Annotated in this window: 28 protein-coding genes; 11 read left to right on the plus strand and 17 right to left on the minus strand. The window is 58.8% G+C overall.

The window, feature by feature from the left end; genetic code table 11:
- The first annotated feature begins 251 nt into the window (after positions 1 to 251).
- Positions 252 to 1,484, plus strand: a complete 1,233-nt coding sequence (locus HHUB_RS15425) for a tyrosine-type recombinase/integrase (RefSeq protein WP_049987695.1) — start codon at positions 252 to 254, stop codon at positions 1,482 to 1,484.
- A 33-nt stretch (positions 1,485 to 1,517) separates the two neighbouring features.
- On the opposite strand, the gene HHUB_RS15430 is transcribed toward HHUB_RS15425, so the two are convergent.
- Genes HHUB_RS15430 through HHUB_RS15440 form a run of 3 tightly spaced genes read right to left on the minus strand, consistent with a single transcriptional unit; the run spans position 1,518 to position 4,339 of the window.
- Positions 1,518 to 2,171, minus strand: coding sequence for a hypothetical protein (locus HHUB_RS15430; protein WP_004594625.1), 654 nt, complete (start codon positions 2,169 to 2,171; stop codon positions 1,518 to 1,520).
- A gap of 28 nt (positions 2,172 to 2,199) precedes the next feature.
- Entirely contained in the window at positions 2,200 to 4,119 is a 1,920-nt protein-coding gene (locus HHUB_RS15435; protein ID WP_059059110.1) for a heavy metal translocating P-type ATPase, read from the minus strand.
- A 4-nt stretch (positions 4,120 to 4,123) separates the two neighbouring features.
- A complete protein-coding gene (locus tag HHUB_RS15440) occupies positions 4,124 to 4,339 on the minus strand; it encodes a heavy-metal-associated domain-containing protein (protein ID WP_004594622.1) in 216 nt (71 codons plus the stop codon).
- A gap of 201 nt (positions 4,340 to 4,540) precedes the next feature.
- On the opposite strand from HHUB_RS15440, the gene HHUB_RS15445 reads away from it, so the two are divergent.
- Entirely contained in the window at positions 4,541 to 5,065 is a 525-nt protein-coding gene (locus HHUB_RS15445) for an ArsR/SmtB family transcription factor (protein WP_004048660.1), read from the plus strand.
- A 29-nt stretch (positions 5,066 to 5,094) separates the two neighbouring features.
- Here the strand turns inward: HHUB_RS15445 and HHUB_RS15450 are convergent, their stop codons facing one another.
- Complete coding sequence (locus HHUB_RS15450; RefSeq protein ID WP_011222406.1) at positions 5,095 to 6,561, minus strand: amidohydrolase family protein; 1,467 nt, start codon at positions 6,559 to 6,561, stop codon at positions 5,095 to 5,097.
- Between the two features lie 328 nt (positions 6,562 to 6,889).
- Here HHUB_RS15450 and HHUB_RS15455 point away from each other — a divergent pair, with 328 nt between their 5' ends.
- Positions 6,890 to 8,278, plus strand: a complete 1,389-nt coding sequence (locus tag HHUB_RS15455) for a permease (RefSeq protein WP_059059112.1) — start codon at positions 6,890 to 6,892, stop codon at positions 8,276 to 8,278.
- Here HHUB_RS15455 and HHUB_RS15460 read toward each other — a convergent pair.
- Entirely contained in the window at positions 8,268 to 9,095 is an 828-nt protein-coding gene (locus HHUB_RS15460) for an IS5-like element ISH28 family transposase (protein WP_010890407.1), read from the minus strand. The two genes, HHUB_RS15455 and HHUB_RS15460, sit on opposite strands and share 11 nt — an antisense overlap.
- Before the next feature lie 260 nt (positions 9,096 to 9,355).
- On the opposite strand from HHUB_RS15460, the gene HHUB_RS16360 reads away from it, so the two are divergent.
- The 7 genes from HHUB_RS16360 to HHUB_RS15490 all read left to right on the plus strand — a co-directional run bounded on the left by HHUB_RS16360 (position 9,356) and on the right by HHUB_RS15490 (position 12,922).
- A complete protein-coding gene (locus tag HHUB_RS16360) occupies positions 9,356 to 9,955 on the plus strand; it encodes a helix-turn-helix transcriptional regulator (RefSeq protein ID WP_011222408.1) in 600 nt (199 codons plus the stop codon).
- A gap of 168 nt (positions 9,956 to 10,123) precedes the next feature.
- Positions 10,124 to 10,444, plus strand: a complete 321-nt coding sequence (locus HHUB_RS15465; RefSeq protein ID WP_004594618.1) for a hypothetical protein — start codon at positions 10,124 to 10,126, stop codon at positions 10,442 to 10,444.
- Positions 10,445 to 10,501: 57 nt separating this feature from the next.
- Positions 10,502 to 10,855 carry an SHOCT domain-containing protein gene (locus tag HHUB_RS15470; protein WP_004594617.1) on the plus strand — a complete coding sequence of 118 codons (354 nt, stop codon included), beginning with the start codon at positions 10,502 to 10,504 and terminating at the stop codon, positions 10,853 to 10,855.
- 95 nt (positions 10,856 to 10,950) lie between these two features.
- A complete protein-coding gene (locus tag HHUB_RS15475) occupies positions 10,951 to 11,367 on the plus strand; it encodes a DUF302 domain-containing protein (RefSeq protein ID WP_004594616.1) in 417 nt (138 codons plus the stop codon).
- 3 nt (positions 11,368 to 11,370) lie between these two features.
- Positions 11,371 to 11,724 carry an SHOCT domain-containing protein gene (locus HHUB_RS15480; RefSeq protein WP_004594615.1) on the plus strand — a complete coding sequence of 118 codons (354 nt, stop codon included), beginning with the start codon at positions 11,371 to 11,373 and terminating at the stop codon, positions 11,722 to 11,724.
- Positions 11,725 to 11,847: 123 nt separating this feature from the next.
- Positions 11,848 to 12,156 (plus strand): thioredoxin family protein, encoded by a 309-nt coding sequence (locus HHUB_RS15485; protein ID WP_004594614.1) that lies wholly within the window; start codon positions 11,848 to 11,850, stop codon positions 12,154 to 12,156.
- 19 nt (positions 12,157 to 12,175) lie between these two features.
- On the plus strand, positions 12,176 to 12,922 hold the full coding sequence (locus HHUB_RS15490) for a plastocyanin/azurin family copper-binding protein (RefSeq protein ID WP_004594613.1): 747 nt from the start codon (positions 12,176 to 12,178) through the stop codon (positions 12,920 to 12,922).
- A 284-nt stretch (positions 12,923 to 13,206) separates the two neighbouring features.
- On the opposite strand, the gene HHUB_RS15495 is transcribed toward HHUB_RS15490, so the two are convergent.
- From HHUB_RS15495 to HHUB_RS15510, 5 genes are all read right to left on the minus strand, one after another.
- Positions 13,207 to 13,959, minus strand: coding sequence for an ABC transporter permease (locus tag HHUB_RS15495; protein ID WP_004594612.1), 753 nt, complete (start codon positions 13,957 to 13,959; stop codon positions 13,207 to 13,209).
- Positions 13,956 to 14,558 (minus strand): ABC transporter permease, encoded by a 603-nt coding sequence (locus tag HHUB_RS15500; RefSeq protein WP_004594611.1) that lies wholly within the window; start codon positions 14,556 to 14,558, stop codon positions 13,956 to 13,958. The genes HHUB_RS15495 and HHUB_RS15500 overlap by 4 nt, the downstream gene beginning before the upstream one ends.
- A gap of 127 nt (positions 14,559 to 14,685) precedes the next feature.
- Positions 14,686 to 15,309, minus strand: coding sequence for an ABC transporter ATP-binding protein (locus tag HHUB_RS15505; protein ID WP_004594610.1), 624 nt, complete (start codon positions 15,307 to 15,309; stop codon positions 14,686 to 14,688).
- Between the two features lie 216 nt (positions 15,310 to 15,525).
- On the minus strand, positions 15,526 to 16,128 hold the full coding sequence (locus HHUB_RS16365; protein WP_004594609.1) for an AsnC family transcriptional regulator: 603 nt from the start codon (positions 16,126 to 16,128) through the stop codon (positions 15,526 to 15,528).
- Between the two features lie 59 nt (positions 16,129 to 16,187).
- Positions 16,188 to 16,328, minus strand: coding sequence for a YHS domain-containing protein (locus HHUB_RS15510; protein WP_011222411.1), 141 nt, complete (start codon positions 16,326 to 16,328; stop codon positions 16,188 to 16,190).
- Positions 16,329 to 16,622: 294 nt separating this feature from the next.
- Between HHUB_RS15510 and HHUB_RS16370 the strand changes: the two genes are divergently transcribed.
- Complete coding sequence (locus tag HHUB_RS16370) at positions 16,623 to 17,162, plus strand: universal stress protein (protein ID WP_237582713.1); 540 nt, start codon at positions 16,623 to 16,625, stop codon at positions 17,160 to 17,162.
- 264 nt (positions 17,163 to 17,426) lie between these two features.
- Here the strand turns inward: HHUB_RS16370 and HHUB_RS15515 are convergent, their stop codons facing one another.
- From HHUB_RS15515 to HHUB_RS15540, 7 genes are all read right to left on the minus strand, one after another.
- Complete coding sequence (locus HHUB_RS15515; protein ID WP_004594603.1) at positions 17,427 to 17,714, minus strand: hypothetical protein; 288 nt, start codon at positions 17,712 to 17,714, stop codon at positions 17,427 to 17,429.
- A gap of 6 nt (positions 17,715 to 17,720) precedes the next feature.
- Positions 17,721 to 18,254: a DoxX family protein gene (locus HHUB_RS15520; RefSeq protein WP_004594602.1), complete on the minus strand. Its 534-nt coding sequence runs from the start codon at positions 18,252 to 18,254 to the stop codon at positions 17,721 to 17,723.
- Positions 18,255 to 18,573: 319 nt separating this feature from the next.
- Positions 18,574 to 19,749: an NAD(P)/FAD-dependent oxidoreductase gene (locus tag HHUB_RS16375; RefSeq protein ID WP_011222414.1), complete on the minus strand. Its 1,176-nt coding sequence runs from the start codon at positions 19,747 to 19,749 to the stop codon at positions 18,574 to 18,576.
- Positions 19,750 to 19,777: 28 nt separating this feature from the next.
- On the minus strand, positions 19,778 to 20,779 hold the full coding sequence (locus HHUB_RS15525) for a DUF63 family protein (protein ID WP_004594600.1): 1,002 nt from the start codon (positions 20,777 to 20,779) through the stop codon (positions 19,778 to 19,780).
- Positions 20,776 to 21,000 (minus strand): DUF7123 family protein, encoded by a 225-nt coding sequence (locus HHUB_RS17690; RefSeq protein ID WP_004594599.1) that lies wholly within the window; start codon positions 20,998 to 21,000, stop codon positions 20,776 to 20,778. The genes HHUB_RS15525 and HHUB_RS17690 overlap by 4 nt, the downstream gene beginning before the upstream one ends.
- Positions 21,001 to 21,017: 17 nt before the next feature.
- The gene (locus HHUB_RS15535) at positions 21,018 to 23,624 is read right to left on the minus strand and encodes a heavy metal translocating P-type ATPase (RefSeq protein ID WP_004594598.1); all 2,607 of its coding nucleotides are present in this window, start codon (positions 23,622 to 23,624) and stop codon (positions 21,018 to 21,020) included.
- 94 nt (positions 23,625 to 23,718) lie between these two features.
- Positions 23,719 to 24,309 carry an AsnC family transcriptional regulator gene (locus HHUB_RS15540; protein ID WP_049938493.1) on the minus strand — a complete coding sequence of 197 codons (591 nt, stop codon included), beginning with the start codon at positions 24,307 to 24,309 and terminating at the stop codon, positions 23,719 to 23,721.
- Positions 24,310 to 24,388 lie beyond the last annotated feature (79 nt).

Genomic DNA, 24,388 nt, shown 5'->3' on the forward strand with positions numbered 1-24,388 from the left:
ATTTGATATAGCAGAATATACTTTATACTAGTATGGGTATCGACTACTCAACGGATAGGGACCTGGAAACCGTCGAAACCGACGCATTTCGGATCTAACCCTGATGGTCCTGATTATACCAGTAATCACGACCACTTTGAAGTACCCCGGCGCCGTCGGTGAAGCACGAATGCTGCAACCGCCTCACGACGACGCTTCCCCCAGGGTAGAGGACCCGAGACCGGGGCTGCAGGACGGTGGAGGGCCGGTGAATGCCTGACCGAGCGCTTTCGACGCCGCTCGACGACAGCTTCGAGCGCTACCTCCAAGACAAGGGGAAAGGCCGGGGCGGCGGCGGTGGGAACTATCGACGTAACGCTGCACGCGAGCTCGAACGGTTCGCCGAGTGGGCCGCCGGCGACCGCGGCGCCGACGACTGGACCGGGATCGCCGACGACGTCGGCCGCGAGCCGACCTTCGACGATCTCGACGAACGCGTGTTCCGGGAGTACGCCCGACATCTCGGTGGAGATCGGGGACTCAAGCAGAACACAGTACAAACCTATTACCGCTATATCTCTGCGTGGTGTGGCTGGTGCGTCAACGAGGGATATCTCGAAGCGCATTACGCGCAGCGAGCGAGTGCGATGGCGCCGCTGCCGGAGGACGACGGTCGCAAGCCCGGCGACCAGCAGGCCTGGACGTCCGAACAGCGCCACGCCCTCACCCGTCACGTCGACGAACGGGCCCGCGACGCCGTCGAGGCGTACACGACACTCCCGGAGGATACTGATCCCCTCGACAAGCAGCGAGCACGCTACGCGGCGTTGAAGGCGGCTCGTGACCGGGCGCTGGTGTTTGTCCTCGCGTACACCGCCGTCCGCGTTGGCGAACTCCTCCGCGATCCGAACGACCCGCGCCGGCGCGGCGTCCGCTGGGAGGACCTCTCCGTCGACGACGGGAGTATGGACGTCTACCGGAAGAAACAGCAATGGGATGCCGCGAGCCTTCCCGATCCGGTGATCTCGCCGTTGCGAAGCTATCGCCAGTTGATGGACCCACCAACGGAGCGCTGGCCGGTGTTTCCGACGTTCGACCAACGGACGCTCGCAGGGCTCGTCCGGGAAAACCTCGCCGAACGAGGGGAACGCCCAGAAGCAATCATTGAACGCCGTGCGGAGTACGCTCGCGACCTGCTGCTGGCGCTCGATGTGGACATTCGGCCGCCGTCGATCACGACGGACGGCGCACGGTCGATTCTCCAACGACTCTCGGAGGCCGCGGAGATCGACATCGACCATCCGAAACACGATTATCTTGCTCCGCACGGTGGCCGTCGTGGCATGGGCGAGGTTCTGGTCCGGGCATTCGGATATACTGTGGCGGCCCGATATCTCGATAATTCTGAGGAGATGGTTCGTGAGCGGTACTCGCATATCGAGGCTGGTGAGTTAGGTGATGTCGCTACTGAGGCCCTTGAGGAGATCGATAGTGTACCGCAGTAACTTATTTCGAGTGAGAGGGGTAGACCGTCGCGTTCACACCGCGTCGACGGTGAACAGCGAGTCGTCGCTGAGGACGACCTGTACCCGGCGGTGCCAGGCGTCAGCGAAAGCCTCTCGTTGCTGGTCAGTTGCCGATTCGTCGAGAATCCCTTGGAGGTTCCCGATTGCGGGTCCACCGTCAGGAACGTCGCTGACGTGGTAGGTCACTTCGACGGTCTCGTCCGTGTCGGTTCGCCGGAACCGGAACGTCGGGTCCGCCGTGTCCGGGTCGAACGCGTCGAAGCGCAGGAGGTCGCGGCGGCCGCCATAGCCGCCGGCGAGCCCGCTGAATCCGTCATCGCCGGTCGCGCCAGTCACGTACGAGATGATGCGGCTCATCACGCCGTACGCGGCATCGTCCTGCGGGCCGGCCGTCTGGACCTCGATTTCGCTCCGGACTGGATAGTCGTCGGGATACAGGGCGTCGAGCCCGAGCTGGACGATCCGATAGGCACCCGAGGCTGTCGGACAGGAGTGTCCGGCTTCTTTCACCGCGTCCCGGTAGGTGACGACGAACGGCTCGCCCGGTTCGAGGACGCCGAGGGCCTCCGCGACGGGGTCGCGGATTTCGATCGGGTCGGCGTCGTAGTCGACCTGCCAATTGGTTCTCGTCTGGGTCGTGTCAGTCGCCGTCGAATTCGATGTCATGAGTTGTGGTTGTGATCGTGTCTCGTGGTCAGTAGCGGAGCAGTCGCATCCCGTTGAGGATGACGAGGAGGACGCTGGCCTCGTGGACCAGCATTCCCGACGCGAGGGTGACGTAGCTGGTGAGCACGCCCGCGAGGAGGACGGTCACGGTCAGCACCGCGAGCCCGACGTTCTCGAGGACGTTCCAGCGCGTCGCCTTGCTGAGTTTGACCGCGTACGGGATGCGTTCGAGGTCGTCGGCCATCAACGCCATGTCAGCCGTTTCGATAGCGGTGTCCGTTCCCGCAGCACCCATCGCGATGCCGACATCGGCAGTGGCCAGCGATGGCGCGTCGTTGATGCCGTCGCCGACCATCGCGACGACGTGGCCGTCGGCCTGGTAGCCCTCGATGACGGACTGCTTGTCCTCGGGGAGGAGTTCGGCACGGTACTCGTCGATACCGACCTCCTCGGCAACGGCAGCGGCCGTCCGATCGTTGTCGCCGGTGAGCATCACCGTCTCGATGCCAGCGTCTTGGAGCGCCGCGACGACCCCAGGAGCGGCCTCCCGGAGCTCGTCCCGCATCGCAATCGCGCCGATGATGTCCCCGTCCCGAACGACGTGGACGACTGTCTCGCCGCGCCCCTCACGCTCGCGGACGTAGTCGGCGACCCGATCGGGGACATCGACGTCGCGGTCGTCCAGCAGCGCGCGGTTGCCGACGACGACTTCCTGGCCATCGGCATGGGCGATGACGCCCTTGCCGGCGACCACGTCGAAGTCGTCGGGATCGGGGACCGACCTGCGCCCCACGTCCGTATCGTCCGCTTGGGCGACCGTCGCTCCACCGTCCGTCGCAGCCGTCTGGCGTTCGCGGGCCATGTCGACGATGGCGTCCGCGAGGTGGTGTTCGCTCTTCTTCTCGGCGGTCGCTGCGAGCGAGAGGACGTCGGCGGCGGCGACGCCGAACCCCTCGATACCGGAGACGGTGGTCTCGCCCTTCGTGAGCGTCCCCGTCTTGTCGAAGGCGACGAGATCGATCTTGCCGGCGCGTTCGAGGTGTTCGCCGCCCTTCATCAGCACGCCCGACCGGGCGGCGTTACCGATGGCCGAGACGATGCTGACCGGTGGCCCGATGACCAGCGCGCCCGGACAGCCGATGACCAGCAGCGTCAGCGACAGGATCGCGTTCTGCGTGACCGCGTACGCGCCGATAGCCAGGGCAATGACGGCCGGCGTGTAGTACTTCGCGAACCGGTCGATGAGACTCTCCGTGGGCGACTGAGCCTCCTGGGCCTCCTCGACGCGACGGATGATCCGTTCGAGAGTCGTATCCGATCCCGCTCCCGTCGTCCGGATTTCTAGCGCGCCCTCCTGGTTGACCGTCCCGGCGTACACCTCGTCGCTGTCGGCCTTGTGGACGGGCGCGCTCTCGCCGGTGACCGGCGCCTGGTTGACTGCGCTCTCGCCGTCGACGACGGTTCCGTCGACCGGGATCTTCCCGCCCGGCTTTACGACGACGACTTCGCCCTCTTCGACATCGCGGGCGGAGACCTTTTGGAGTGTCCCGTCGCGACGGACGGTCGCCGTGTCGGGCGTCATCTCCAGTAGCTCCTGAAGTGCCGTCCGGGTCTTCCGCATCGTCCGGCCTTCGAGGTAGCTGCCAAGGCTGAACAGGAAGACGACGGCGGCGGCTTCCCAGTACTCCCCGATGACGATAGCACCGATGGCGGCCAGCGTCACCAGCGTCTTGATGCCGAGCGTCCGGTTGGTGACCTCGTGGTAAGCGGTCTTGGCGATGTCGTAGCCACCCACGACCGTCGCGAGGACGAGGATGGCGGCGCTTGCCATCTCGAAACTCGTGAGGTAGCCGAGACTCCAGCCACCGCCGTACAGCAGGCCGCTTGTCGCCGTGACGATGGCCTTCCGGTGGTTCCGGTAGTACTGCGTGATCGATTGTTTGTTCATAGTGTTAGGCGGGCTGGGGAGTGTACCCCTGGTTTTCGATGGTCTCTGCGAAGGCGTCGGGGTCAGCGACGCTGTCGTCGTACTCGATCTCGACGCGGCCGGTCGCGTAGTGGACTTCGACGTGCTGGACGCCGTCGACGTTCGACAGGGCGCGTTCGACGGTACTCGCGCAGGTCGGGCAGTCGAAGTCGAGGACGCGGAATTGGGTTGTGTCGCTCATTACAGTTTGAGATAGTGCCCGTACCTCAATAAGTATTTTTTATATGATATGTTTGAATTCGGATACGAGTCGTTGGAACAGTCAAACGGGTCGTCTAGGGCTTTCGCTATCGCGGGTCCATCCTGTACTGGATACCTCGACAGACACCTACCCGACTCCTGCCCCGCTACCTTTTCCCGCGTGCTCGCGCTCAGTCCTCGTATGAGTGATTCCGATACCGACCACCGTCTCGACGACATCGCGGTGCGAGACACTCGGATTTCGGACGCCATCGACGAGCCGATGCGGGCGATGGTCCTCGACATTCTGTCCGAGGAAGCCCTAACTGCGACCGAGGTCCACGAACGCCTCGACGATCGCGGCATCGACCGGACGGAGAACACGGTCCGCCATCACATCAACGAGCTCCGGGATGCGGGCCTCGTCGACGTCGTTCGCTTCGAGGAGGGGCGTGGTGGGACGACGAAGTACTACCACGCGAACACGATCGTCCTCTCGTACTCACTACCAGATTCGGCCGACGCCGCCGTCGAGGAGATGATCGACGCTGCCCAGCCCCAGATCACGGACGCGCTCACTACGCTCACCGACGAGTACGACGACGCTATTGAGGAGATCGTCGAGGATATGCAGCCCTGCGAGCACTGCCAGACCCAGAAGTACGAGACGTACGTTCTTCTGACCGTCCTGCGACGTGCGTTCGTTCGCGCCCACAGAAATTCCTGAGGGGGAACCACCCCTACGCTGGCAGGGTCTTAGAAGGAGAACCGATCACGCGCGGATTGCATCGCGAGGCGAGTCAGGAGTCGCGCAGGGCCACGCTTTGGGAGGTCCCGTACAGTCTCGATGCTGGTCGGCGGTTCACTACCACCAATGTCTAACTCCCAGCCTGTCTCGTCCATGAAGCGTTCGACAGCCTGATTTACTCGCTGTCGCACGTCGTCCGAGTCCATTGTCTCGGGCACACCATTCCGGAGGACGACGTCGCCGTCAACGATCACTGTCTCGACGTCGGCCGGGACCGCGTTGTTCACGACGTGTGCGGGAACGTTGGTCAGTGGCGTGAACTTCGGTTTGTCGACGTCGAGGAGGATAATATCCGCGCGCTTTCCCGCTTCGATACTGCCGATCTCGTCGCCCATCCCCAGCGCGCGTGCGCCCTCGATAGTGAGCATTCGTATCAGTTCCATCGAGTCGAACTGCCCGGCTGAACGCTTGAGATTTGCCGCCAGCCGAGCTTGCCGCGCTTCACCGAACATGCTGTACGAGTCGTGCCAGTAGTGGTCGTCAATCCCTACTCCGACGTCGACGCCGGCGGCTCGAAGCTCGGGAACGGGCGTCCACTGCGTCTCCCCGTCCGGATTCCAGTAACAGAAGACGGACGGGCAGTGCGCAACAGCCGCGTCCGCCTCGGCGGTTCGCTGGATGTCCTCTTCGTCGCCGAGGCGGAAGTGAGCAGCGACCAGTCGGTCGTCCAGGAGTCCAACGTCGTCGAGCAATCCTACCGAGTCCTCGCCACCGTTCGCTCGTGCCATCGTGTTACTCTCCTCGAGTTCGAGCAAGTGCGTGTGGACGAGCAGGTCCGGATACTCTGCGGCGAGGGATGCGGTCCGTTCCCACAGCTGCCGGGTACACGACCAGTCGTCGTGCGGGCAGATCGTCGCCCTGATTCGGCCGTCGTACGTGTCGTGGTACGTTTCGACGAACTCGCGAGCACGGGAGAACTGCTGATCGACTGGTTGGTCCCAGAAGAGGTCCGAGATCGCCGGGCCGAAAAATCCGCGGAGCCCTGCTTCCCCGAACGCCTCTGCACCTGCGGCAGGCCGTGCGTCCATCGAGTTCACGGTCGTGACACCGCCCAGGAGGAAATTGAGCGCTGCGAGCTCGACGCCTGCCTCGACGAGGTACTCGAATTCGCCGTTCCCTAATCTGTTAAACAAGGCCGTCCCACTCCCGAGCATCTCCGTCAGCTCGAGTTCGCTAAACGCACCGATGAGCGGTGTCATCTCCAAGTGCGTGTGGGCGTTCACCAACCCCGGCATCACCAGTTTCCCGTTCCCGTCGATAACGGTGGATGCTTCTAATTCTCCGTCTCCTGCACGTGATGGTCGGACTTCTTCGATACAGCCATCGGTGATGCATACTGTGCCGCGCTCGTACAGGCGGTTCCGCTCGTCGGCTGTGAGAACGAGTGCATCATGGATTGCCAGATCGACAGCCATCGTAAATTAGGAAGTGGATGTGACAGTTACCGTACTGGACAACCGAGCAGGCCGGCGAAGGCTGTTCTTCCAGGTGGTGTTCCCCTCATTTGGGATATCATCGGTCTCTACTGGTCCCATTAGCCTCTAATACGTCGGCGTGATTTAATCAGATTCCCCTTTTGAATCTGAAGTCGGATTCCGTGGAGCTTGTGGAGGTTTGCAATGTTTTCCCCTCTTCACGATAGATCATCTATGGCCGACGGTTACGATGCCATAGTACTGATACCCTCATAGGCAGTATATTCTAATCAAAACCGCAATAGATGATCCCTACAATGATACACCTATGCAGGCGACGATAATCGACGGAGTTCTTGAATCCCTTCGTATCGGTGTCGGATTTCTCTGGACGGCGGCGTGGGCGATCATCATGGGCCTCACGATTACGAGTCTCGTCCAGGTCTACGTCTCGAAGGAGCGGATGGCACAGGTGCTGGGTGAGGGCGATCTAACTGGACTTACCAAGGCGACTGTGTTCGGAGCAGCAAGCAGTGGCTGTAGTTTCGGCGCCGTCGCCATCGGGAAGGGCCTGTTCAAGAAGGGGGCGCACGCGGTGAACTTCCTCGCGTTCATGTTCGCGTCGACGAACCTCATCGTCGAACTAGGGCTGATGATTCTCATCCTGCTTGGCTGGGAGTTCCTCGTCGCGGAACTGCTCGGCGGCCTGATTCTCATCGCCGTCATGGCCGCCATCGTCCACCTCACGCTTCCCGAAAACCTGTTTAACGAAGTCCGCGAGAAGCTCAACGAGCGCGACCGCCAGGCGGGCGTCACGGAAGATCCCACCTGCGGGATGGAGGGGAAAGACGAGTACACGCTCACGACCGACGGCGGTGAGACGCTCAAATTCTGCTCGGAGGGCTGTATGGAGACCTATCGCCAGGAGACGTCGAGTAGCGGCGGGTGGCGTGACGAGTTGCTGTCGTGGGGTGGCTGGTACAAGGTCGGGAATCAGTACCGCAAGGAGTGGTCGATGATCTGGAAAGACATCGTCGCCGGCTTCCTTATTTCTGGGTTCGTCATCGTCTTCGTCCCGCAGTGGGTGTGGAACACGCTGTTCATTCAGGGCGACGGCCTGCTCGTGACTGCCGAGAACGCCGTCATGGGCGTCATCATCGCCGTCCTCAGTTTCGTCGGCAGTATGGGCAACGTCCCGTTCGCCGTCGCGCTCTGGGGTGGTGGCGTCAGCTTCGCCGGGATCATCGCGTTCGTCTACGCCGACCTCATCACCGTGCCCGTCCTGAACGTCTACCGGAAGTACTACGGCTGGAAGGTGATGCTGTACATCCTCGGCGTCTTCTTCGTCACGATGGCGTTCACCGGCTTCCTCATGGAGCTGCTGTTCGACGCGCTGGGTATCGTTCCAGATCTGGCGGGCGGCGAGACGGCGACTGAACAGACGTACTTCGAGCTCAACTACACGTTCTACCTCAATATTATCGCCTTTGCGCTCTCCGGGTTCCTTCTGTATGTCTACCGGCGGGGACTCGGCGCACCAGGTCAGTATCGAGATCCGGTGTGCGGGATGCGAACCGACGATGAGGGCCCGAGTGCGTCCCACGATGGGACGACGTACTATTTTTGCTCAAAGAAATGCAAGCGTACGTTCGAAGAAGAACCAACGGAATTTACGGCTCTGGTGAATCGCCAGAAGGCGTTTGATTTCACGGTGTGACGGCCCGCTTGATATTGTGGACGACACATTTCAAGACGATTTCTCGAAACTCGCGGAACCACGCTCGCGCACGCACGGCGTCGCCGAGCGTGCGCTTGATCGTCGAGAAGACGGTCTCACACATCGCTCGTTGGCGGTAGCGAGGCCCATCGACCCGCGCGTTGTGCGCGTGGTCGATGGGCCGGAAGATCCGATGCTTGATCAACGGTCTCACGCCATCTTCCCTGAGTTTCTTGCGGAGTTCCATCCAATCGTAGCCCTTGTCAGCGGCGAGGCTGGCGAGGTCGCCCGCGTTGCGGCGGGCGACCTGCCAGCCGAGCTGTGTGTCGTGTGGTTTCCCGGTCGAGCAATGCACGTCGAGGATAGCCTGCGTTTCTGTATCGACGAGTGCGGTGGTTTTGAGCGTCTGAACGCGGTAGTTCGTCCGACGGCAGTAGTGCTTGCTGGCGGTTTCGCGGTCGAAGAACGTCGCGTCGATGGCGGCGTGTCCGCTCGGGTCGTGCAGCTGCGCCGACAGGCGCAGCAGCACTCGCCAGAGTGCTGTTTTGAGTCTGTCAAACGCCTTCACTAGCGTCGAGTGGTCGGGGAGATCGGCCTCGTTGAGGCCGATCTCGGCCAGTATGTGTGGCATCTCGCTCAGCAGATCAAGCGTTTCCCGGTACGATTTCTCCAGGTACACCCGCAGACAGTGCAGCGACACAATCGCGTAGTCGGCGAAGCCGCCACCCCCTTCGGGGGCGGCGACTTCGCCTCGGCCACCGACAGCATTTTTAGCTAACTGAACCGCTTTCTTCGTGAAGCGGGAAATCTTCGACATGGATCATCGGCGGTTTCCCGCTTCATTCCACTAGTTCTGACGGTCGAAGCCGGCGCTGTCCAGCGATTCACCAGAGCCGAATTTACTAATCAAAGCCCGCAAATATCGAGCCACGATCACGATCATGACCACTGATGATCGCACTGTGGTTCATCCGCTGTGATGGGGTTCATCATCACAGTTTCAATCCGCAATTGTCACACCTACTGCGCTCAAATAGACGGTATGAATAGTCAAATCCCGCAACTCGGGGCTGTCATATGAATCGCCGTCGAGCAGATACTGTCGTCGGTGTGCTTCTCGGGTTCGTTCTCCTGGCCGGCGGGGTACTCAGTTGGCGGGCCTATCAACAGCGTCGGGCTATCGAGCAATCGATGGGGTCAATGATGGGTTCATCTATGGGAACGATGCACGGCCCAGACCCCCTCTGGTACGTGGTTGGAACCCTGCTGGTTGCTGGCGTTATCGGTGGCGTCTATTACGTGGTCCGGGGAGAACTCACCGATCCAGAAGTGGCCGACACAACGGCGCCTGTCGATCCTGCACAGACATCGGCGGCAACAGCTACGTCGATGGATGATGACGCTGCACCGGCGACGTCTATCAATCCTGAATCGGACCCCCAAGCACGCGTTCTCGATCTCTTACCGGATGATGAACGACGCGTCCTCGAACCCGTCCTGAACTCCCCCGGAATCACGCAGATTGAACTTCGGGATCGATCTGAGTTCTCGAAGAGTAAAGTAAGCCAGACCGTGAGTTCACTCGAGGAGCGAGGTCTGCTGTATCGGGAACGACAGGGTCGGACCTATCGTGTGTATCCGAGTGATGACCTTCGGCAGCAACAACCGGGAAAATAGTCGCTATCTATCGGGCGCTCTCCCTCTCGAATTCCGTAGGTATGAACGGTCTCCCTCGAGCAAAACGGTTAGAAGATGTTATAGACGTTCTCGAACGTTCTCCTGTATGGATTCACACCCATGTCGATAACTCCCGAGCAGGCCTACGAGTAACCGAGGAGAGAGACAATGACCAACTTCAAACTCGGCCGGTGGCTGCTCGTGGCGCTCGCGATTGTCGGACTCGCGTTCGCCGCACCGGCAGTCAGCGCACACGACAACGCAACGACCGCTGACGACGCGCCTACGGACAATGCCACCGCAGATGAATGGGCCACTTGGATGGAGGCACAGATGACCGAACACATGGGCCCGGGTAGCGTCGAGTGGATGGAGTCGCACATGGGTGTGACCGTCGACGAGATGGCCCAGGACATGGCTGACGGGGAATACCACGACGGGGCTGACGACGGCTACAACGGCGGGATGTACGGGCAGGGCCACTGCTGACGGCTCTGGCCGTTTCGATCGCTCCAATCGAACACCACAACTCACCAACGCAAGATAATGACGCAACTCACCACTCACATCGGACGCACTGCTCGGCGACTCGCGATCCTCGCCGTCCCGCTGCTAGTTGCGGCGACTGGACCGGCTGTTGCCCACGGTAGTGGGAGCTACGGCGGCGGCATGATGGGGGGCGGCTGGGGCCTCTTCGGTGGAGCGATGGGGCTCTGGGGGTTCCTCTGGATGGGGCTCCTCATCGCCGTTCCGCTCTACATTGTCTATGCGCTCCTCAATCGAGGCTCCGGTGGGAACGAAGAGCAGTCGCTGTCGGTTCTCCGTGAGCGCTACGCCCGCGGAGAGCTCTCGGATGACGAATTCGATCGGCGGCGAGAACAGCTCGAACGCACCGGATGACTGGAGCAGCTGCTGTTCCAGCCGATACATCATATTCCCAACGGCCGCCGTTGCGGCACCCAACCGTTAACCCCGTAGACGGGGTATGATACTTCATGGAATACACAATACAGACTTCAGTCACCGGTGAGTTCGACGACGTCGTCGACACGACGATTGCGGCGCTCAAAGACGAAGGATTCGGCGTCCTCTGTGACATCGACGTCCAAGCGACGCTCGAGGAGAAACTCGGCGAGGAGTTTCGACAGTACTGCATCCTCGGTGCGTGCAACCCGGGGCTGGCACACGAGGGCCTGAACGAAGAGATCGAACTCGGCGCACTCCTCCCGTGTAACGTCATTGTCTACGAAACCGACGGCGGCGAGGTCATGGTGAGTGCCGTCGACCCACAACAGCTCGTCGGCATCGCCGACAACGAGGCACTCGACTCGATCGCGAACGAGGTCCACGACCGGTTCGAACGCGTTCTCGCCAGCGTCGCGGACGAACTCGAATCATCGACCGAGATCTGAACCATGACATCATCAAACCAACTCGACACCACAACCATCGTCCTCCTCATCCTCGGGGCGATCATCGTCCTCCCCTTGCTCACGATGGGGATGGGATTCGGCGGGATGATGGGATACGGTGGAATGATGGGTGGATACGGGACGACCAGCGGCTGGTGGCCACTCGTCGGGATGCTCGTCCAGCTGGTCTTCCTCCTCCTCCTGCTCGGTGGCGGATATCTCGTCTTCCGTCGCGTGACGGCATCGCAGTCGTCGCGGAATCCCGCAATGGAGGAGCTGCGTATGGCATACGCCCGCGGAGATCTCACCGAGGAAGAGTTCGAGGCGCGTCGGAACAAGCTCGAACGCTCGGAGTGACGGTCCGACCACCAACCTCCGGCGTTACTCACGTCCGGCCCCTTGGAATCCGAAATCTGTGACCCTCACAGCTTTCGGATGTGAATAGAAGTGTGCTAAAAGCATAAGACCATACTAGCTACTATGACGGAAGTTATCCTGTTCACACAGGAGACTTGTGGAGCGTGCGCAACGCAGCGAGAGAAAAACGAGGGTATCGAAGATGCGTATCCGGATGTCGAGTTCCGGGAGGTCGACATCCAGACCGATCTGGAGACGGCCGAGGAGTACGGTGTCCGAAAGACGCCAACGACGCTCGTGTATGCAAACGGGGAACAGACGGCCGAGTTCATCGGCATCGTCGACCGGGACGAATTGGAGGCTGCCATCGAGAGCGCCGGCCAGCAATCGCCCGGACTCACGAACCGGCTCGCCAGCATCATCCGTGGATAACAGAAGCCAACCAGCTACAATGACAGACTACAGTAGACGCCAGTTCCTGGGAGCGCTCGGTGCTGGCACAGTCGCGAGTGCGGGATTCACCCAACCAGTCGCCGCACAGGAGACGCCCGTCGTGAAGATGGGCAACAACTACTTCGACCCGATCGGGCTCCACGTCGAACCTGGCACGACCGTCCGCTTCGAGATAGCAGCCGGAGCTCACTCGGCGACGGCCTATCCGGACCGCGTTCCCGCCGACGCCACCGCCTTCGACAGCGGGACCATCTCGCAGGGGAGCTTCGAGCACACGTTCGAGGTGCCCGGAACGTACGACTACTACTGCATCCCTCACAAGACGGTCGGCATGGTCGGTCGCATCGTCGTTGGTAGCCCTGGCGGTCCAGCTGAAGACAGCCCGATCCCGGACGGCGAGGTCCCAGACAGCGAAACGATCGTCCAGAACGGCGCCGTTGCCGTCGGCTCGGACGTCGACGGCAGTGGGAGTACCGATGGCGGAATGATGGGTCCAGGGATGATGCACGGCCGGAACGGTGGATGGTTCGGTGGGCTGCCGTTCGTCGGCGGGGCACTCGGGATGCTGGGGCTGGTCGGCGGCTTCCTCTACTGGGCAATGGGTCGAGGCGATGCACCTCCAGAGAGTGACGATTCCGCTATGGAAACCCTCCAACGTCGTTACGCACGAGGCGAGATCGACGAAGAAGAGTTCCAGAAGCGTCGTGAACGGTTGGAGACTGGGAGTGAAGACCCATCTCGGTAAGGCGCGGTGTCGTCGCCATTTCTACACGCCTGAGGTCCCTCGCTCAGGAGTCCTTCGAAGACCTGTTCCTACGCCGCGGCACTTCTCCGCGGAACGTAAGCCGCACTCATCGGTGCCCAGAGAACGAGGAACACAGCAGCAACCAGAGTCCACCGAACCGTTTGCCCGATCAGACGGTCGTAGTGAAATCCGAGTCAAACTATCCAATTGAGCGAAGCTGGATATAGTGCTGTTTGGGTCTTCTCCCCTACAGTTACCGGAGTAAGTAGTCTACTGGCCTGATCTTACTTCTCCTGTGTAATTCGGTAGTAGACGCCGATTGTGAGGACAGCTACGAGGAGGAGGTATCCAGTAGCCCACACCAATGAGAGAGTCGTATCTACGTCCGTTGTGAGTCCGGTATCGACCATCACACGGACGGGCCAATAGCCGGGGAGTAGTTTCATCCACCATTCGGGCTCGGACTGGATGAACAGCGGATCCTGGAAGAGTCCGATATCGAGCATCGGGAGAATCAGCATTAGCCACATCCCGGCTAGGCGGTCGAAAACGGCCCCGACGAGCATCCCGATGAGACCATACGTGACCGAGACGACGAGCATCGCTGCGACGAACCACCAGAGATGCTCAGGCTGGAAATCGACGAGCATCACGCCGACTGAGACGCCGGTAACGATGAGAGTGATTGCTGCGAGGACCCCAAACCGGGCAGTGATTACCTGTCGTGCACGATAGCCGGCGACTGCCAGACGACCGTCTGTGTCTTTGGCTTCTCGCATCAGGAACAACCCGGCGAGTCCCGCGATGAGGGCGCTCGTAATCGGCGTCATAATCACGCCGTGGACCTCAGGCATCCCTCGCATGACCGTCACCGTCTCACCGTCGACGAGCGTCCGAACCGGCATCTCGACGTCCTGGGTGACTGCGAACGCCAACGTGATGAACGAGACCGGTAGGACGACCAGTAGAGCGACGAGGACGTAGTTTCGCGCCTGTTCTTTGATGCCGATTGTGAACGCCGTTGTCGTACGACTCATGCGGACCACCCACCACTGGTGCGCATCGTCACTCCGAACACTGCGGTGACGAGTACAAGCAGGACTAGCAGGTATCCGGCGACGAAGCCGAGATCACCCGTCGTATATGTGCCTTGGAACATCGCCTCCTGAAGGAGTTCCTTTGGATGATAGAGCGGGAAGTATTCCACGAACTCGGGAACGTCGGCGGCCAGCGGACTGTCGCCACTGAGGAACGCATCCATCATTGCAAGGAACACCACGACGAGCGAGCCTTCGAACAGTCGTGGAAGGAGCGCCCCGACGAGTGCGCCAAGAAACGCATAGACGAGGCCGGCAAGTACGAGGAATACGAACGTCAGGACAGGGGCTCCCGGTGAAATCGTCAGCCAGAGAACGCCGTAGTTTACGGCAGCCACGACAACGGTCACTCCTCCGAGCGCCGCTAATCGAGTCGCAAGCAGTGTTCGGGGTGGATAGCCTGTCTGAACGAGTCGCCGATCGGCTGCACGCGCACTAATCATCTGCGCGAGTCCCATCAGGCCGGCAATGATGGCGACCCCGAATATCGCTCCGAGAAGGCGACCTAGCTCGATCGGAATCGCCTCGACCGTCGGCATACTTGGTAACCCAGCCATTGCTTGTCCCCAGCCTTCGATAACGACAATCGGAAGGAGAAGTGCTAGGACAACATTCAGGGGGGTTCTGAGGAAGGTGGAGACGTTCGCCCGAATCCCCGTCCAAACCCTATTCATCGGTCTCTTCCCCCCGTTCACTGGCCGTTGCATCAGTCTCGCCTTCCTGGTCAGTCACGTCGTAGACCTGTCCGTCACGAACCTCATAGATGCGGTCGAGACGACTTTGCTCTTCGATCAGGTGTGAAATCATCGTGACAGCTGTTCCGTCGGCAGCGAGTTCCTCGGCGAGATCCCAGAACGTGAGATACGTTTCCCAGTCGAATCCAGTGTAGGGCTCGTCCAGCATGAGGACGTCCGGATCGTGCATCAGGGCGATACTGAGATTGATTTTCTGCCGGTTTCCACCACTGAGTTGGTCGATTCGGTAGTCAAGGTACTGCTCGAAATCGAGTTTCGACGCCAAGCGGTGTTTGGCCTCGTCGATTTCTTCGGCGGTCATTCCGTATCCGGAACCGAACAGTCGGAACGTCTCTCCGACCGTCAAGCGGTCGTAAAGCAGTGGTTCCTGTGGACACCAGCCAACGGTTCCCGTCCGTTCGACTGTTCCGGAATCCTGTTCGAGGACACCGACGAGGATGTTCATGAGCGTGGATTTGCCCGACCCGTTCGCGCCGACGATCCCGACGATTTCCCCCGTCCGAATTTCGAGATCGGCATCGGTGAGGACGGTCACTGACCGCGTAAATGGAAAACTCGATCCGTACGTTTTTTCAATCTCATTAGCACGGACGAGTACCTTGTTGCTTGTAGCTTCTCCTTTGGTGGTTGTGGACGCTTCCATAGGTGTATACACACGCTTCTAATTCACTGCGATTACTGTTTCAAATCAAAACTATTTGCAGCAAACTCGTAAGCAATCAGGAATTGAGTATACAGCTAATGCTAGACTCTAAGCATCAGATTTCTCTTGACTTTCTGTATACTGTTCCCTATACGTTGTTTCACAGTTCTCACTGCAAAACTGCTGGAGTGAACCACCGACACGGGTGGCTAGTCCGTCTTCACCGACAGTGGTTCCGCAATTTGCACATTTGAGTGCGGATTCAGTCCCCTCGGCATACGCTGATTGAGCAGCGTTCGACAGCAGTTGTACGTCGTATCGCCGCACGTCAGTCAGTGGTAGATATTGCTGCGCCCAGTTTCCGACTGTATTCCGCGGCGGCGTCGCAACAGCTACGATTTCGCCCTCCGCAGTTGTGAATACGTGTTCTACGGCTGGGGTCTCGAGGATCGATTCTCGAAGAGAATCCGTCTTTCCGAGCTCAGGCTGGAGGCGTACCATGACGTGTATCCGGTTTTCGTACTGTGTGAGGTCGAGATCAACGGTGAATCGACGAATGACATCTTCTTGCTCCAACTGACGGACGCGTGCTGAAACGGACGGGGGTGAAAGATTTACAGCCTCAGCAATAGTGCTGTAGGGTCGTCTCGCGTTCTCCGCTAAAAGACGGAGGATTTCGCGATCCGTGTCGTCAAGTTCTGGTTGGGTCATCGAAAGGCGGAATGGGGGTGGGTGTGGGGGAGCTACGACGCAGGTGTGGGGTGTGACGGTTAGACGTACTCCTCCGGTGTCGAGGTGAACGTCTCCTTGCAGCCCTCGGCACAGAAGTAGTACGTCTGACCGTCGTACTCAGCTGTGGCCGCCGGATCACTTTCATCGACGTCCATTCCACAGACTGGATCAGTTGCCATTCGGTTTCACCCCACATCAATGGTACGAGGGCCTGAATCAAGCAATTTGTTCTTAGCAATCCAAAGTCGGGATACATAGCGATTTGAGCCGTGCTGCACGGTTTGGCTTTTCTGACTCCACAATCAACGGTTAGTACCTCACAATCCCGAACTATCGTTCGAGTATACCAACGGATTCCTATCTGTGTCCTATATAAATACTGGAGTCTGAACCAATTCTAAACCTATGGGTCACGATCCACCACACGACAATCACGAGCAGTGAAGACCCTTCCTGTCTTGACGATACCTGATATGGATCCCTCTGATCCGGTAGGAGAGTTATCTACTAGTCAGTTCACAGATATTCTCGTGCCTACGGATGGATACGACGAGGCATCTGTGGCCTTCAAACATGGGCTACAAATTGCTAAACGGTATGATGCAACCCTACATGGACTTTTTATCATTTCCGAACAGTCCTATTCGAGTCGGCCTGGATTCACGTGGGAAGAGGTCACTGACTCTTGGGAACAGCGGGGAACTCGGCTCTTGGAGGACATTACGGAGAAGGAAGCGACCTTGGACGTTCCTGTCCGAACTACGTTGAGCTTTGGTCAACCTCAGCAGGAGATTCTCAAATACACTGAGGTGACTGACATCGACCTTGTTACAATGGGGACACGAGGATTGACTGGCATTCGTCGGCTATTACAGGGAAGCGTCGCAGCTCAAGTGATCGAGGAAGCAGATTACCCCGTTCTAACGATTAACCGAAGGACAGCTGAATTGAAAAAACACCCGTACACCTTTCTTCGAAAGACAAACCAGAATCGGAAGTCAAGGCTATATTGAAATATTATTTGTAATATACTAATTTCAGTCTTAAATTCGGAAATTCTAATTGCGTATTAATCCCCGTTTCTTCTACCAAACCAAAGAGTGTTAAGTTCGTTCTGCTGAATAAAGCGCGCGTACTGACCAGAAGGAAAACCAAGAAACGACAGGGCTACTCCTAAAAATCGTGTTTGTCTTCACGTTTAGGTGCATCAGATGGACGTTAGTGCGAGCAACGCGAAAAGTTAACTGGCAAATGGCTCCACGGACTGAGTTGTTGAACTAGTCGTCCATGCCGGATGGGGTTTGGCCCGTAGTCGATCCCGACGGTGCCGACCCTGCGGCAAACTTGTAAACGGCGACGAGTCCCCAAATCACCAAGCCGAGCAGGATGATGCCCGCCCTAATGTCGATGGGGACCACTGCAGCGTGTTCGATTGCTCCCTCGCTATCGACTGGGTGCCCGGCTCCCAGTAGCATGTCGAGCAGGCCGATCACGACGACGCCCAAGACAACCAGGCCACCGCCGACGTACATGGCGATTTGGTCTGCCGTTGATAAGTCACTCATTGGTAGTCACCCGAGGAGTTTCCGTAATCGCGTGTTCTCGAACAGTTCCATCTCACGCAGGCGGTTATCGACTGCCAGGACGCCGCCCGCTCCAAGTGCCACAATGGTTCCGAAGACCATGATCCCAAGGAGTTCACCCGTGACCATACCGTTGGCCCAGCCGCCACCGTAGCCGTTGATGAAGTAGAAGAACAGCATCATGAAGGCACCAAAGAAGGCGGCGGTCCTCGTGAGGACACCGAGTATCAGCCCGAGACCGATGGCGGTTTGCCCAAGCGGTACCGCCACGTTGACGAACGCCAACAGGATGCCGTCGCTGAACGGCGTGACGAAGGGGGCGAGAATCGTGCCCTGAGCGGCTCCGCCGACGAACCAGCTGGCGTCGAAGGGCCACGCCCAGATTTTGTCAAGGCCAGCGTGGAGCATCCACCACCCGGCGGTCAGCCGGAGCAGCAGGATCCAATACGACAACCAGGCTCCCGAGACCGAGAACGACGTCTCGGTTCCGAGAAAATTCGTACGGATGGATTGAGTTGACATGGCATACTTCACCTCACGGCTGATTTTGTCAGATGTAGTAAAAAAGATTGATGGTGTTCGTGATTTCTAAGAGTCGGGGCTCATTTCAGGAACGCGGATATCCGAGGTGAGTTGGATGATTCTCAAGAAGGAATTCGGTCACCCTCTACGGACTGATTGTGTGCTGGGGCGTGTAAGCGGGAACACTGATGAAGCCGAGCCCACCGAATTCTGGATCTCGGAAAATTCGCTTGAGGGACTCCATTTGCTGATTTAATCCTCTGTACTTACCGATCCTCCCAGTAGCTAACAGATTCTGAGAATTTAACTCGAGCGGATGTCAATTAATCAACTCCCATTGGTTAGTCATTCCTCCATAGACACGGTTTAAAACTCGTCGTCTCGAGAAAATACGGGCAAACAAAACAGGGTGGCGGAGGAGACGCAGTAGAACTGTACTCGGAGACCGGTCAACGTCTTCAATATCGATCCCGGCAGCGGCACGAATTGCTGCTCCCAGAACCTTGGGATTACGAGTTTCAAGAAAGTATCTCACAACTGTGGCGAAAATGTACTCCGTTTTCATCCTCTGATATAAACTGTCAGGAAAATTGTGTAATTGGCCGCTGTTAGCCAACTCTGCGGCCAAGAATCCCGATTCAACGGCCTGTGAGATCCCCTTTCCGGTGAGTCGGTTTGCGATACCTGCAGCATCACCCACCCGTACGACGGAATGCTCCGGTAGATAGGTTCTGTCGGGATCAAGGCTTGGTCCCTCGGGAATGATTGCGACGTTCGTCCGTTCCTGCGACGGGACTGGCCACCCATTCCGCTTACAGGCTTCCCTCAATGCCTTCATATAATCACTAGGCCGGTCACTGACCGTCCAGCCGATACCAACGTTGGCTCGTTGCGATGTCTTCGGGAATGCCCACGAGTACCCTGTATAGTTCTCCAGAATTATCCGGCTGTTCGGGTACAACTCGGTGAAGTCCCCTTCGACATCACTGTTAAGCGCTACCATATATCCTGAATACTCGTTGGTTGTTCCGAGCGCTTTACTAGAGAGTGATGGCTGACCGGTTGCATCAACGACGAGATCATACTCATCGGTGAACTCGTGGAAATCTGTCCGTGTGATAGACTGGTTTTCGTGGATGTCAACACCCTTCTCTGAGAGTTGTTCTGCCCAGGACTGCTCAACGACATTTCGGTCCGTTATATATGTATCCGCAGCAGGAAAGGTGCCGGCTCCAGTGCGGTGGCGATCGGCGTCGATTCCGTCATACACCTCCACTTCCATCGCTGGCAGCGGATTGAGAAAGCCGTTCTCTACAGTCGGCTCGAGTGGGATCTTCGATACCGCTGTCATCGCTTCTCCGCAATTAACGCGTTTGCTATCGTAGGACTGCCGCTCATATAGTTCGACGACGAATCCAGCGTCGTCGAATCCAGCAGCTGCTGCAAGCCCGGCCATCCCTCCACCTATTACCGCAATTTTGGACGTTCGTGTCATCGGTTTTTGCCAATCTTTGAGGCCATCGTTAAGCTCCCAACAGCATCCGAAGTGACCCACGAACGCCCATCGGGAGTCCGATCGCTCCGATGAAGAACGTCATAAGCCACCACCACGTGTGATTCATCTCCTCTTTCGCATCGGCGAGATACCACACGATGCCGACAGTCACGACGAGTTTCAGCACGAACGTCGATCCGGAGAATCCAGTCGCCTGGTACACGAGATTCGTCACGACCAGCTTTGGGGAGTAGCCGAGGAACGTCACACCGATGAGATTCTGCGCAGCGTCCCACAACTGGCCGAAAACGGCCAGCAGAATTAGCGGGTGTCGAAGGTGTGTGATATTGACGAAACTCGCGCCCCAGTAGTAGAGTGCGGTTACGCCGAGCGCTATCCCCGTCGTCGCGACAGGAACCCATAGGCGGAGTGGGGTCGATGTCGAGAGGCCGTGCCAAACAGCCCACCAGACGGCCCCGACAGCCCACACCGACCCGACGAGCCCGACTGTTAGCGGGATAGATCCGATATTTTGGTCACGCAAGAGTGCACCGACACCGAGCGCGAGGATGGTGACAGCGGTGACGACGATGTAAATCGATGGCGTGATGAACCACACCGCGTAGTCCCCGAGCAGCCCGAGATCCTCGAGGGCGCGCATCGCCCCACCTGCGATGATGATCGGAGCGAACCCGTAGGCCAGTCGTGCGTCGAACGTGACGTCGAGTTGGTCGAGATACGCACGTAGTCCGGGGAGGCTGTATACGACTGCCGCGAGGTAGATTACCGTGTTCACCGCGTTGTAGCCCTGGACAGCACGAACCCCCTCGTGCGTGACTGGCTGACCGGCCGCATCGGCGACGACTGGTCCCCAGAGATACTGCCAGATGAACCGGTCGTAGACCAACGTCGGAAACACGAGGATGCCCCCACCGAGGAGGACGAGCGGGGCCAGCAGGTACAGCGCCCACCACTCGCGTGAGCCGGTCTCCGGAAGGACAGTCTCGACGCGGCGGGTGACAGTACTCACGACCCGTTCACCTCCAATCGCCACGTCGTGCTTTTCGAGCGCCCCCACTGTTCGAGTGAAACGATTGTGAGTTCGTCCTGGAGCTGGCTGAGATACTGCGCGACTGCCTTGGGAGATCCGTCGAGGTCGCTGGCAATCTCGCGAGCCCGGAGGTATGTCGGTTCGCTACTGGCTGTCTCGACGAGGTACCTTCGAACCGTGTGCCGGGAAATATTCGACATTGATCTAGAGGTGACGGTTAGCGAAGAAATCCGAAGAGCTTGTAGTCGTGATCGGGGGTGTACCGCCGGAACAGGAGACTGTTCGTCAGCACCGACACCGACGAGAACGCCATTGCTGCTGCAGCGAGCACGGGCTGGAGGAGGCCGAGCGACGCTAACGGAATCATCGCCGTGTTGTAACCGAGCGCCCACACGAGGTTCTGTTTGATCTTCTGGAGTGTCGCGTCTGAGATTCGGATCGCCTTTACCACGTCGAGCGGGTCGTCTCGCATCAGCGTGACGTCTGCAGCTTCGATGGCGACGTCGGTGCCGGAGCCGATTGCTGTCCCGACGTGTGCGACCGCGAGTGCCGGAGCGTCGTTGACGCCGTCACCGACCATCATCGCCTGCCGGCCCTCGTCTTGAATACTGTCGACCGCGTTGGACTTGTCCTCAGGAAGGACTCCTGCGCGGACGTTCTTCGGGTCGATACCCACCTGTTTAGCGACCGCACGGGCAGTTCGCTCGTTGTCGCCCGTAATCATCATCACGTCAACTCCCCGCTCTTGGAGTGCTGTGACAGCCTGCTTGGAGCTTTCCTTCACTGTGTCGGCGTCGGCGACCACACCCACGAGCTCCCCCTCGTAGGCGACCAGCATCGCCGTCTTCCCCTCGTTCTCGAGGCGTTCCATCGTCTCCTCAGCGGGAGAGGGGTCGATCCCGTTGTCCCGCAGCAGCTTGCGGTTGCCGACCAGCACCTCGCTGTCACCAATGACTGCTTTGATCCCGTGGCCCGGAACGTTCTCGAAGTCGTCAGGCTCAGTCACGTCCAGGCCGCGTTCTTCGGCCCCTTCGACGATTGCACGGGCGAGCGGGTGTTCGCTGCCGCTTTCAGCTATCGCCGCCAGTCGAAGCACATCATCCTCTGAGAGGCGCTCACGGGTGCTGAGCTGTCCACCATCTGGGGTCGGCTCGCCACCGTCAGTCACCACATTTCCATCGCTATCAAAGACGACCACGTCGGTGAGTTCCATTTCACCCTCCGTGAGGGTGCCCGTCTTGTCGAAGACGACCGTGTCGACGTCTTTTGCGCGTTCGAGGATGTCACCGCCCTTGAACAGGACGCCGTTCTGGGCACCAATCGTCGTCCCGACCATCGTCGCTGCGGGCGTCGCCAGCCCCAGCGCACAGGGACAGGCGATGAGGATCGAGGACGCGAAGACAATTATCGCGAACTCGAAGACTGAAACGGTCCCACCGACCGGGGCCGGGCCGCCAGCAACCTGACCCCACAGCGGGAGCCAGTCGACGAAGCCAGCGAGAGCCTCGGGGAACAGGAACCAGACGACACCCCAGAGAAGGGCGTTCGCGATGACCGCAGGCACGAAGTACGCGGAGATGCGGTCGGCGAGATTCTGGATGTCGGGCTGGCGCGACTGGGCCTCCTTGACTGTCTGGACGATCTGTTGGAGGGCCGTGTCTTCTCCAACCTTCGTCGCCTCCACGACAAGGACGCCGTTCTCGTTAATCGTCGAGCCGACGACCTCATCGCCCTCCTCTTTCTCGACAGGCACAGATTCGCCAGTGACCATTGACTCGTCGACGGCAGACTGACCGTCGACAACGACACCGTCAGTGGGAATCTTCTCACCTGGACGAATTTTCATCCGGTCACCAGTTGTGACCTCTTCGAGTGGAACTTCTTCTTCACTGCCGTCCTCGCGGACAATGGTCGCCGTTTCGGCTTCCATTTCGAGGAGCTTTCGGAGGGCCTCACCCGCTTGGCCCTTCGACCGAGCTTCGAGATAGTTACCCAACGTGATGAACACGAGGATGAGGGCTGCCGTGTCGAAATAAAGTCCACCTGCAATGAGTTCAGCAAGGACTGCCACAGAGTATAGATAGGCCGTTGTTGAACCGATCGCAATCAGCACGTCCATATTGGCGCGGCCGTTCTTCACGATCGCCTTGTACGAGTTCTTATAGAACGGCCAGCCGAGGATCGCCTGTACCGGCGTGGCGAGGAGGAACTCAACCCAGCCAAGTTCCACACCGAAGACGGCTTCAGGGACGATCGCGCCACCGAGCAGATAATTGTCGATGAGGAAGAAGAGCAACGGTGCCGATAACACTGCCCCAAAGAGGGTCAACCTGAGTTGTTTCCGAGTTTCGGCTTGACGGGCGGCATCTCGTGCGTCCTGGCCCGACTCTTCGTCGGCACCATCTTCGCGGACGGGCGAGTAGCCAGCCTCCTCGATAGCATCGTACAGCGCACCAATAGATACTTCCGCAGGATTGTAGGTGACCTGTGCTTCGTCGGTTGCGTAATTGACCTCCGCATTAACGACGCCCGGAATATTTTCAAGAGCGGTTTGGTTGGTCTCGGCGCAGTTGGCACAGGTCATATCGGAGATGGCAATCGTTACCGTCTCAGAGACTGCGCCGTACCCGGCCTCGTCGATCGCGTCGTAGATTTCTTTGAGCGATACCTCTTCAGGGTCGTAGGTGACGGAACCCTCGTCGGTGGCGAAGTTCGCATCCGCCTCCGATACCCCGTCGAGCGATTCGAGAGTGTCCTGGATCGTCGCCGAACAGTTGGCGCAGGACATTCCCGTGATATCAAGATGGATTGTTTGGCTTGTCATGCTTGTTCTACTATACGGGGTCTAGGTTTAGGCGATTTACTGCTTCGAGAGGCGGGGTTTCGACTGCAGGAAAATTTGGATTCCAAAGACGGCGTTACGCTCCCTCTTCGAGTCGCTGATACCGATCGTCGAACCGTGTGAGACAGGACGGACAACAGAAGTGATAGATCTCTCCGTCGATTCTCGTCGTTTCACCTTGATTATCAACGGTATTGTTACATTCAGCACAGGTGAGTGCAAATTCGACGCCATCAACGGACGGCGTCCATTCAAGCTCGTCAATTAGTGTGACGGTGTAATCTGCTACATCGATCTCGTTAAAGAGTCCATCTACCCACTGACGTACGTTCTGGGCTTCAACACGGGCATAGAACCAAAGATCTCCTTCGGAGGTCGTGAAGACGTGTTCAACGCCATCTGACTCTCGAGCCCGCTCGCGGGCGGCCTCCAACGACGCTGAGCCGATTTCGGCCTGAATAAATACCGGTACACCAGCTCGGAGATGAGCCCGGTTGACGTCAATCGTGAAGTTGTTAATGATGCCAGCTTCCTGTAATCGCTTTACCCGGTCAGAAACGGCTGGCCCCGACAAGTCGACCTCCTCGCCAATATCGCTGAACGGGCGGCGGGCGTCATCAGCGAGTAACGAGAGGATTTCTAAGTCGGTTTCATCCAAATCGCGCATACGACCGCTTCGTCTCGCAGGATACATTATTGTTGCCCACAACACACCTTCGAAATCGGTGATCTAGGGCTGCGACAAC

Origin of the sequence: Halobacterium hubeiense, from assembly GCF_001488575.1 — an archaeon.
Classification (GTDB): domain Archaea; phylum Halobacteriota; class Halobacteria; order Halobacteriales; family Halobacteriaceae; genus Halobacterium; species Halobacterium hubeiense.

What these genes read in the sequence shown, in the direction of transcription:
- HHUB_RS15425 (WP_049987695.1), top strand. Translation starts at nt 252, where the DNA reads ATGCCTGACCGAGCGCTTTCGACGCCGCTCGACGACAGCTTCGAGCGC.
- HHUB_RS15430 (WP_004594625.1), bottom strand. Translation starts at nt 2,171, where the DNA reads ATGACATCGAATTCGACGGCGACTGACACGACCCAGACGAGAACCAAT.
- HHUB_RS15435 (WP_059059110.1), bottom strand. Translation starts at nt 4,119, where the DNA reads ATGAACAAACAATCGATCACGCAGTACTACCGGAACCACCGGAAGGCC.
- HHUB_RS15440 (WP_004594622.1), bottom strand. Translation starts at nt 4,339, where the DNA reads ATGAGCGACACAACCCAATTCCGCGTCCTCGACTTCGACTGCCCGACC.
- HHUB_RS15445 (WP_004048660.1), top strand. Translation starts at nt 4,541, where the DNA reads ATGAGTGATTCCGATACCGACCACCGTCTCGACGACATCGCGGTGCGA.
- HHUB_RS15450 (WP_011222406.1), bottom strand. Translation starts at nt 6,561, where the DNA reads ATGGCTGTCGATCTGGCAATCCATGATGCACTCGTTCTCACAGCCGAC.
- HHUB_RS15455 (WP_059059112.1), top strand. Translation starts at nt 6,890, where the DNA reads ATGCAGGCGACGATAATCGACGGAGTTCTTGAATCCCTTCGTATCGGT.
- HHUB_RS15460 (WP_010890407.1), bottom strand. Translation starts at nt 9,095, where the DNA reads ATGTCGAAGATTTCCCGCTTCACGAAGAAAGCGGTTCAGTTAGCTAAA.
- HHUB_RS16360 (WP_011222408.1), top strand. Translation starts at nt 9,356, where the DNA reads ATGAATCGCCGTCGAGCAGATACTGTCGTCGGTGTGCTTCTCGGGTTC.
- HHUB_RS15465 (WP_004594618.1), top strand. Translation starts at nt 10,124, where the DNA reads ATGACCAACTTCAAACTCGGCCGGTGGCTGCTCGTGGCGCTCGCGATT.
- HHUB_RS15470 (WP_004594617.1), top strand. Translation starts at nt 10,502, where the DNA reads ATGACGCAACTCACCACTCACATCGGACGCACTGCTCGGCGACTCGCG.
- HHUB_RS15475 (WP_004594616.1), top strand. Translation starts at nt 10,951, where the DNA reads ATGGAATACACAATACAGACTTCAGTCACCGGTGAGTTCGACGACGTC.
- HHUB_RS15480 (WP_004594615.1), top strand. Translation starts at nt 11,371, where the DNA reads ATGACATCATCAAACCAACTCGACACCACAACCATCGTCCTCCTCATC.
- HHUB_RS15485 (WP_004594614.1), top strand. Translation starts at nt 11,848, where the DNA reads ATGACGGAAGTTATCCTGTTCACACAGGAGACTTGTGGAGCGTGCGCA.
- HHUB_RS15490 (WP_004594613.1), top strand. Translation starts at nt 12,176, where the DNA reads ATGACAGACTACAGTAGACGCCAGTTCCTGGGAGCGCTCGGTGCTGGC.
- HHUB_RS15495 (WP_004594612.1), bottom strand. Translation starts at nt 13,959, where the DNA reads ATGAGTCGTACGACAACGGCGTTCACAATCGGCATCAAAGAACAGGCG.
- HHUB_RS15500 (WP_004594611.1), bottom strand. Translation starts at nt 14,558, where the DNA reads ATGCCGACGGTCGAGGCGATTCCGATCGAGCTAGGTCGCCTTCTCGGA.
- HHUB_RS16365 (WP_004594609.1), bottom strand. Translation starts at nt 16,128, where the DNA reads ATGACCCAACCAGAACTTGACGACACGGATCGCGAAATCCTCCGTCTT.
- HHUB_RS15510 (WP_011222411.1), bottom strand. Translation starts at nt 16,328, where the DNA reads ATGGCAACTGATCCAGTCTGTGGAATGGACGTCGATGAAAGTGATCCG.
- HHUB_RS16370 (WP_237582713.1), top strand. Translation starts at nt 16,623, where the DNA reads ATGGATCCCTCTGATCCGGTAGGAGAGTTATCTACTAGTCAGTTCACA.
- HHUB_RS15515 (WP_004594603.1), bottom strand. Translation starts at nt 17,714, where the DNA reads ATGAGTGACTTATCAACGGCAGACCAAATCGCCATGTACGTCGGCGGT.
- HHUB_RS15520 (WP_004594602.1), bottom strand. Translation starts at nt 18,254, where the DNA reads ATGTCAACTCAATCCATCCGTACGAATTTTCTCGGAACCGAGACGTCG.
- HHUB_RS16375 (WP_011222414.1), bottom strand. Translation starts at nt 19,749, where the DNA reads ATGACACGAACGTCCAAAATTGCGGTAATAGGTGGAGGGATGGCCGGG.
- HHUB_RS17690 (WP_004594599.1), bottom strand. Translation starts at nt 21,000, where the DNA reads ATGTCGAATATTTCCCGGCACACGGTTCGAAGGTACCTCGTCGAGACA.
- HHUB_RS15535 (WP_004594598.1), bottom strand. Translation starts at nt 23,624, where the DNA reads ATGACAAGCCAAACAATCCATCTTGATATCACGGGAATGTCCTGCGCC.
- HHUB_RS15540 (WP_049938493.1), bottom strand. Translation starts at nt 24,309, where the DNA reads ATGCGCGATTTGGATGAAACCGACTTAGAAATCCTCTCGTTACTCGCT.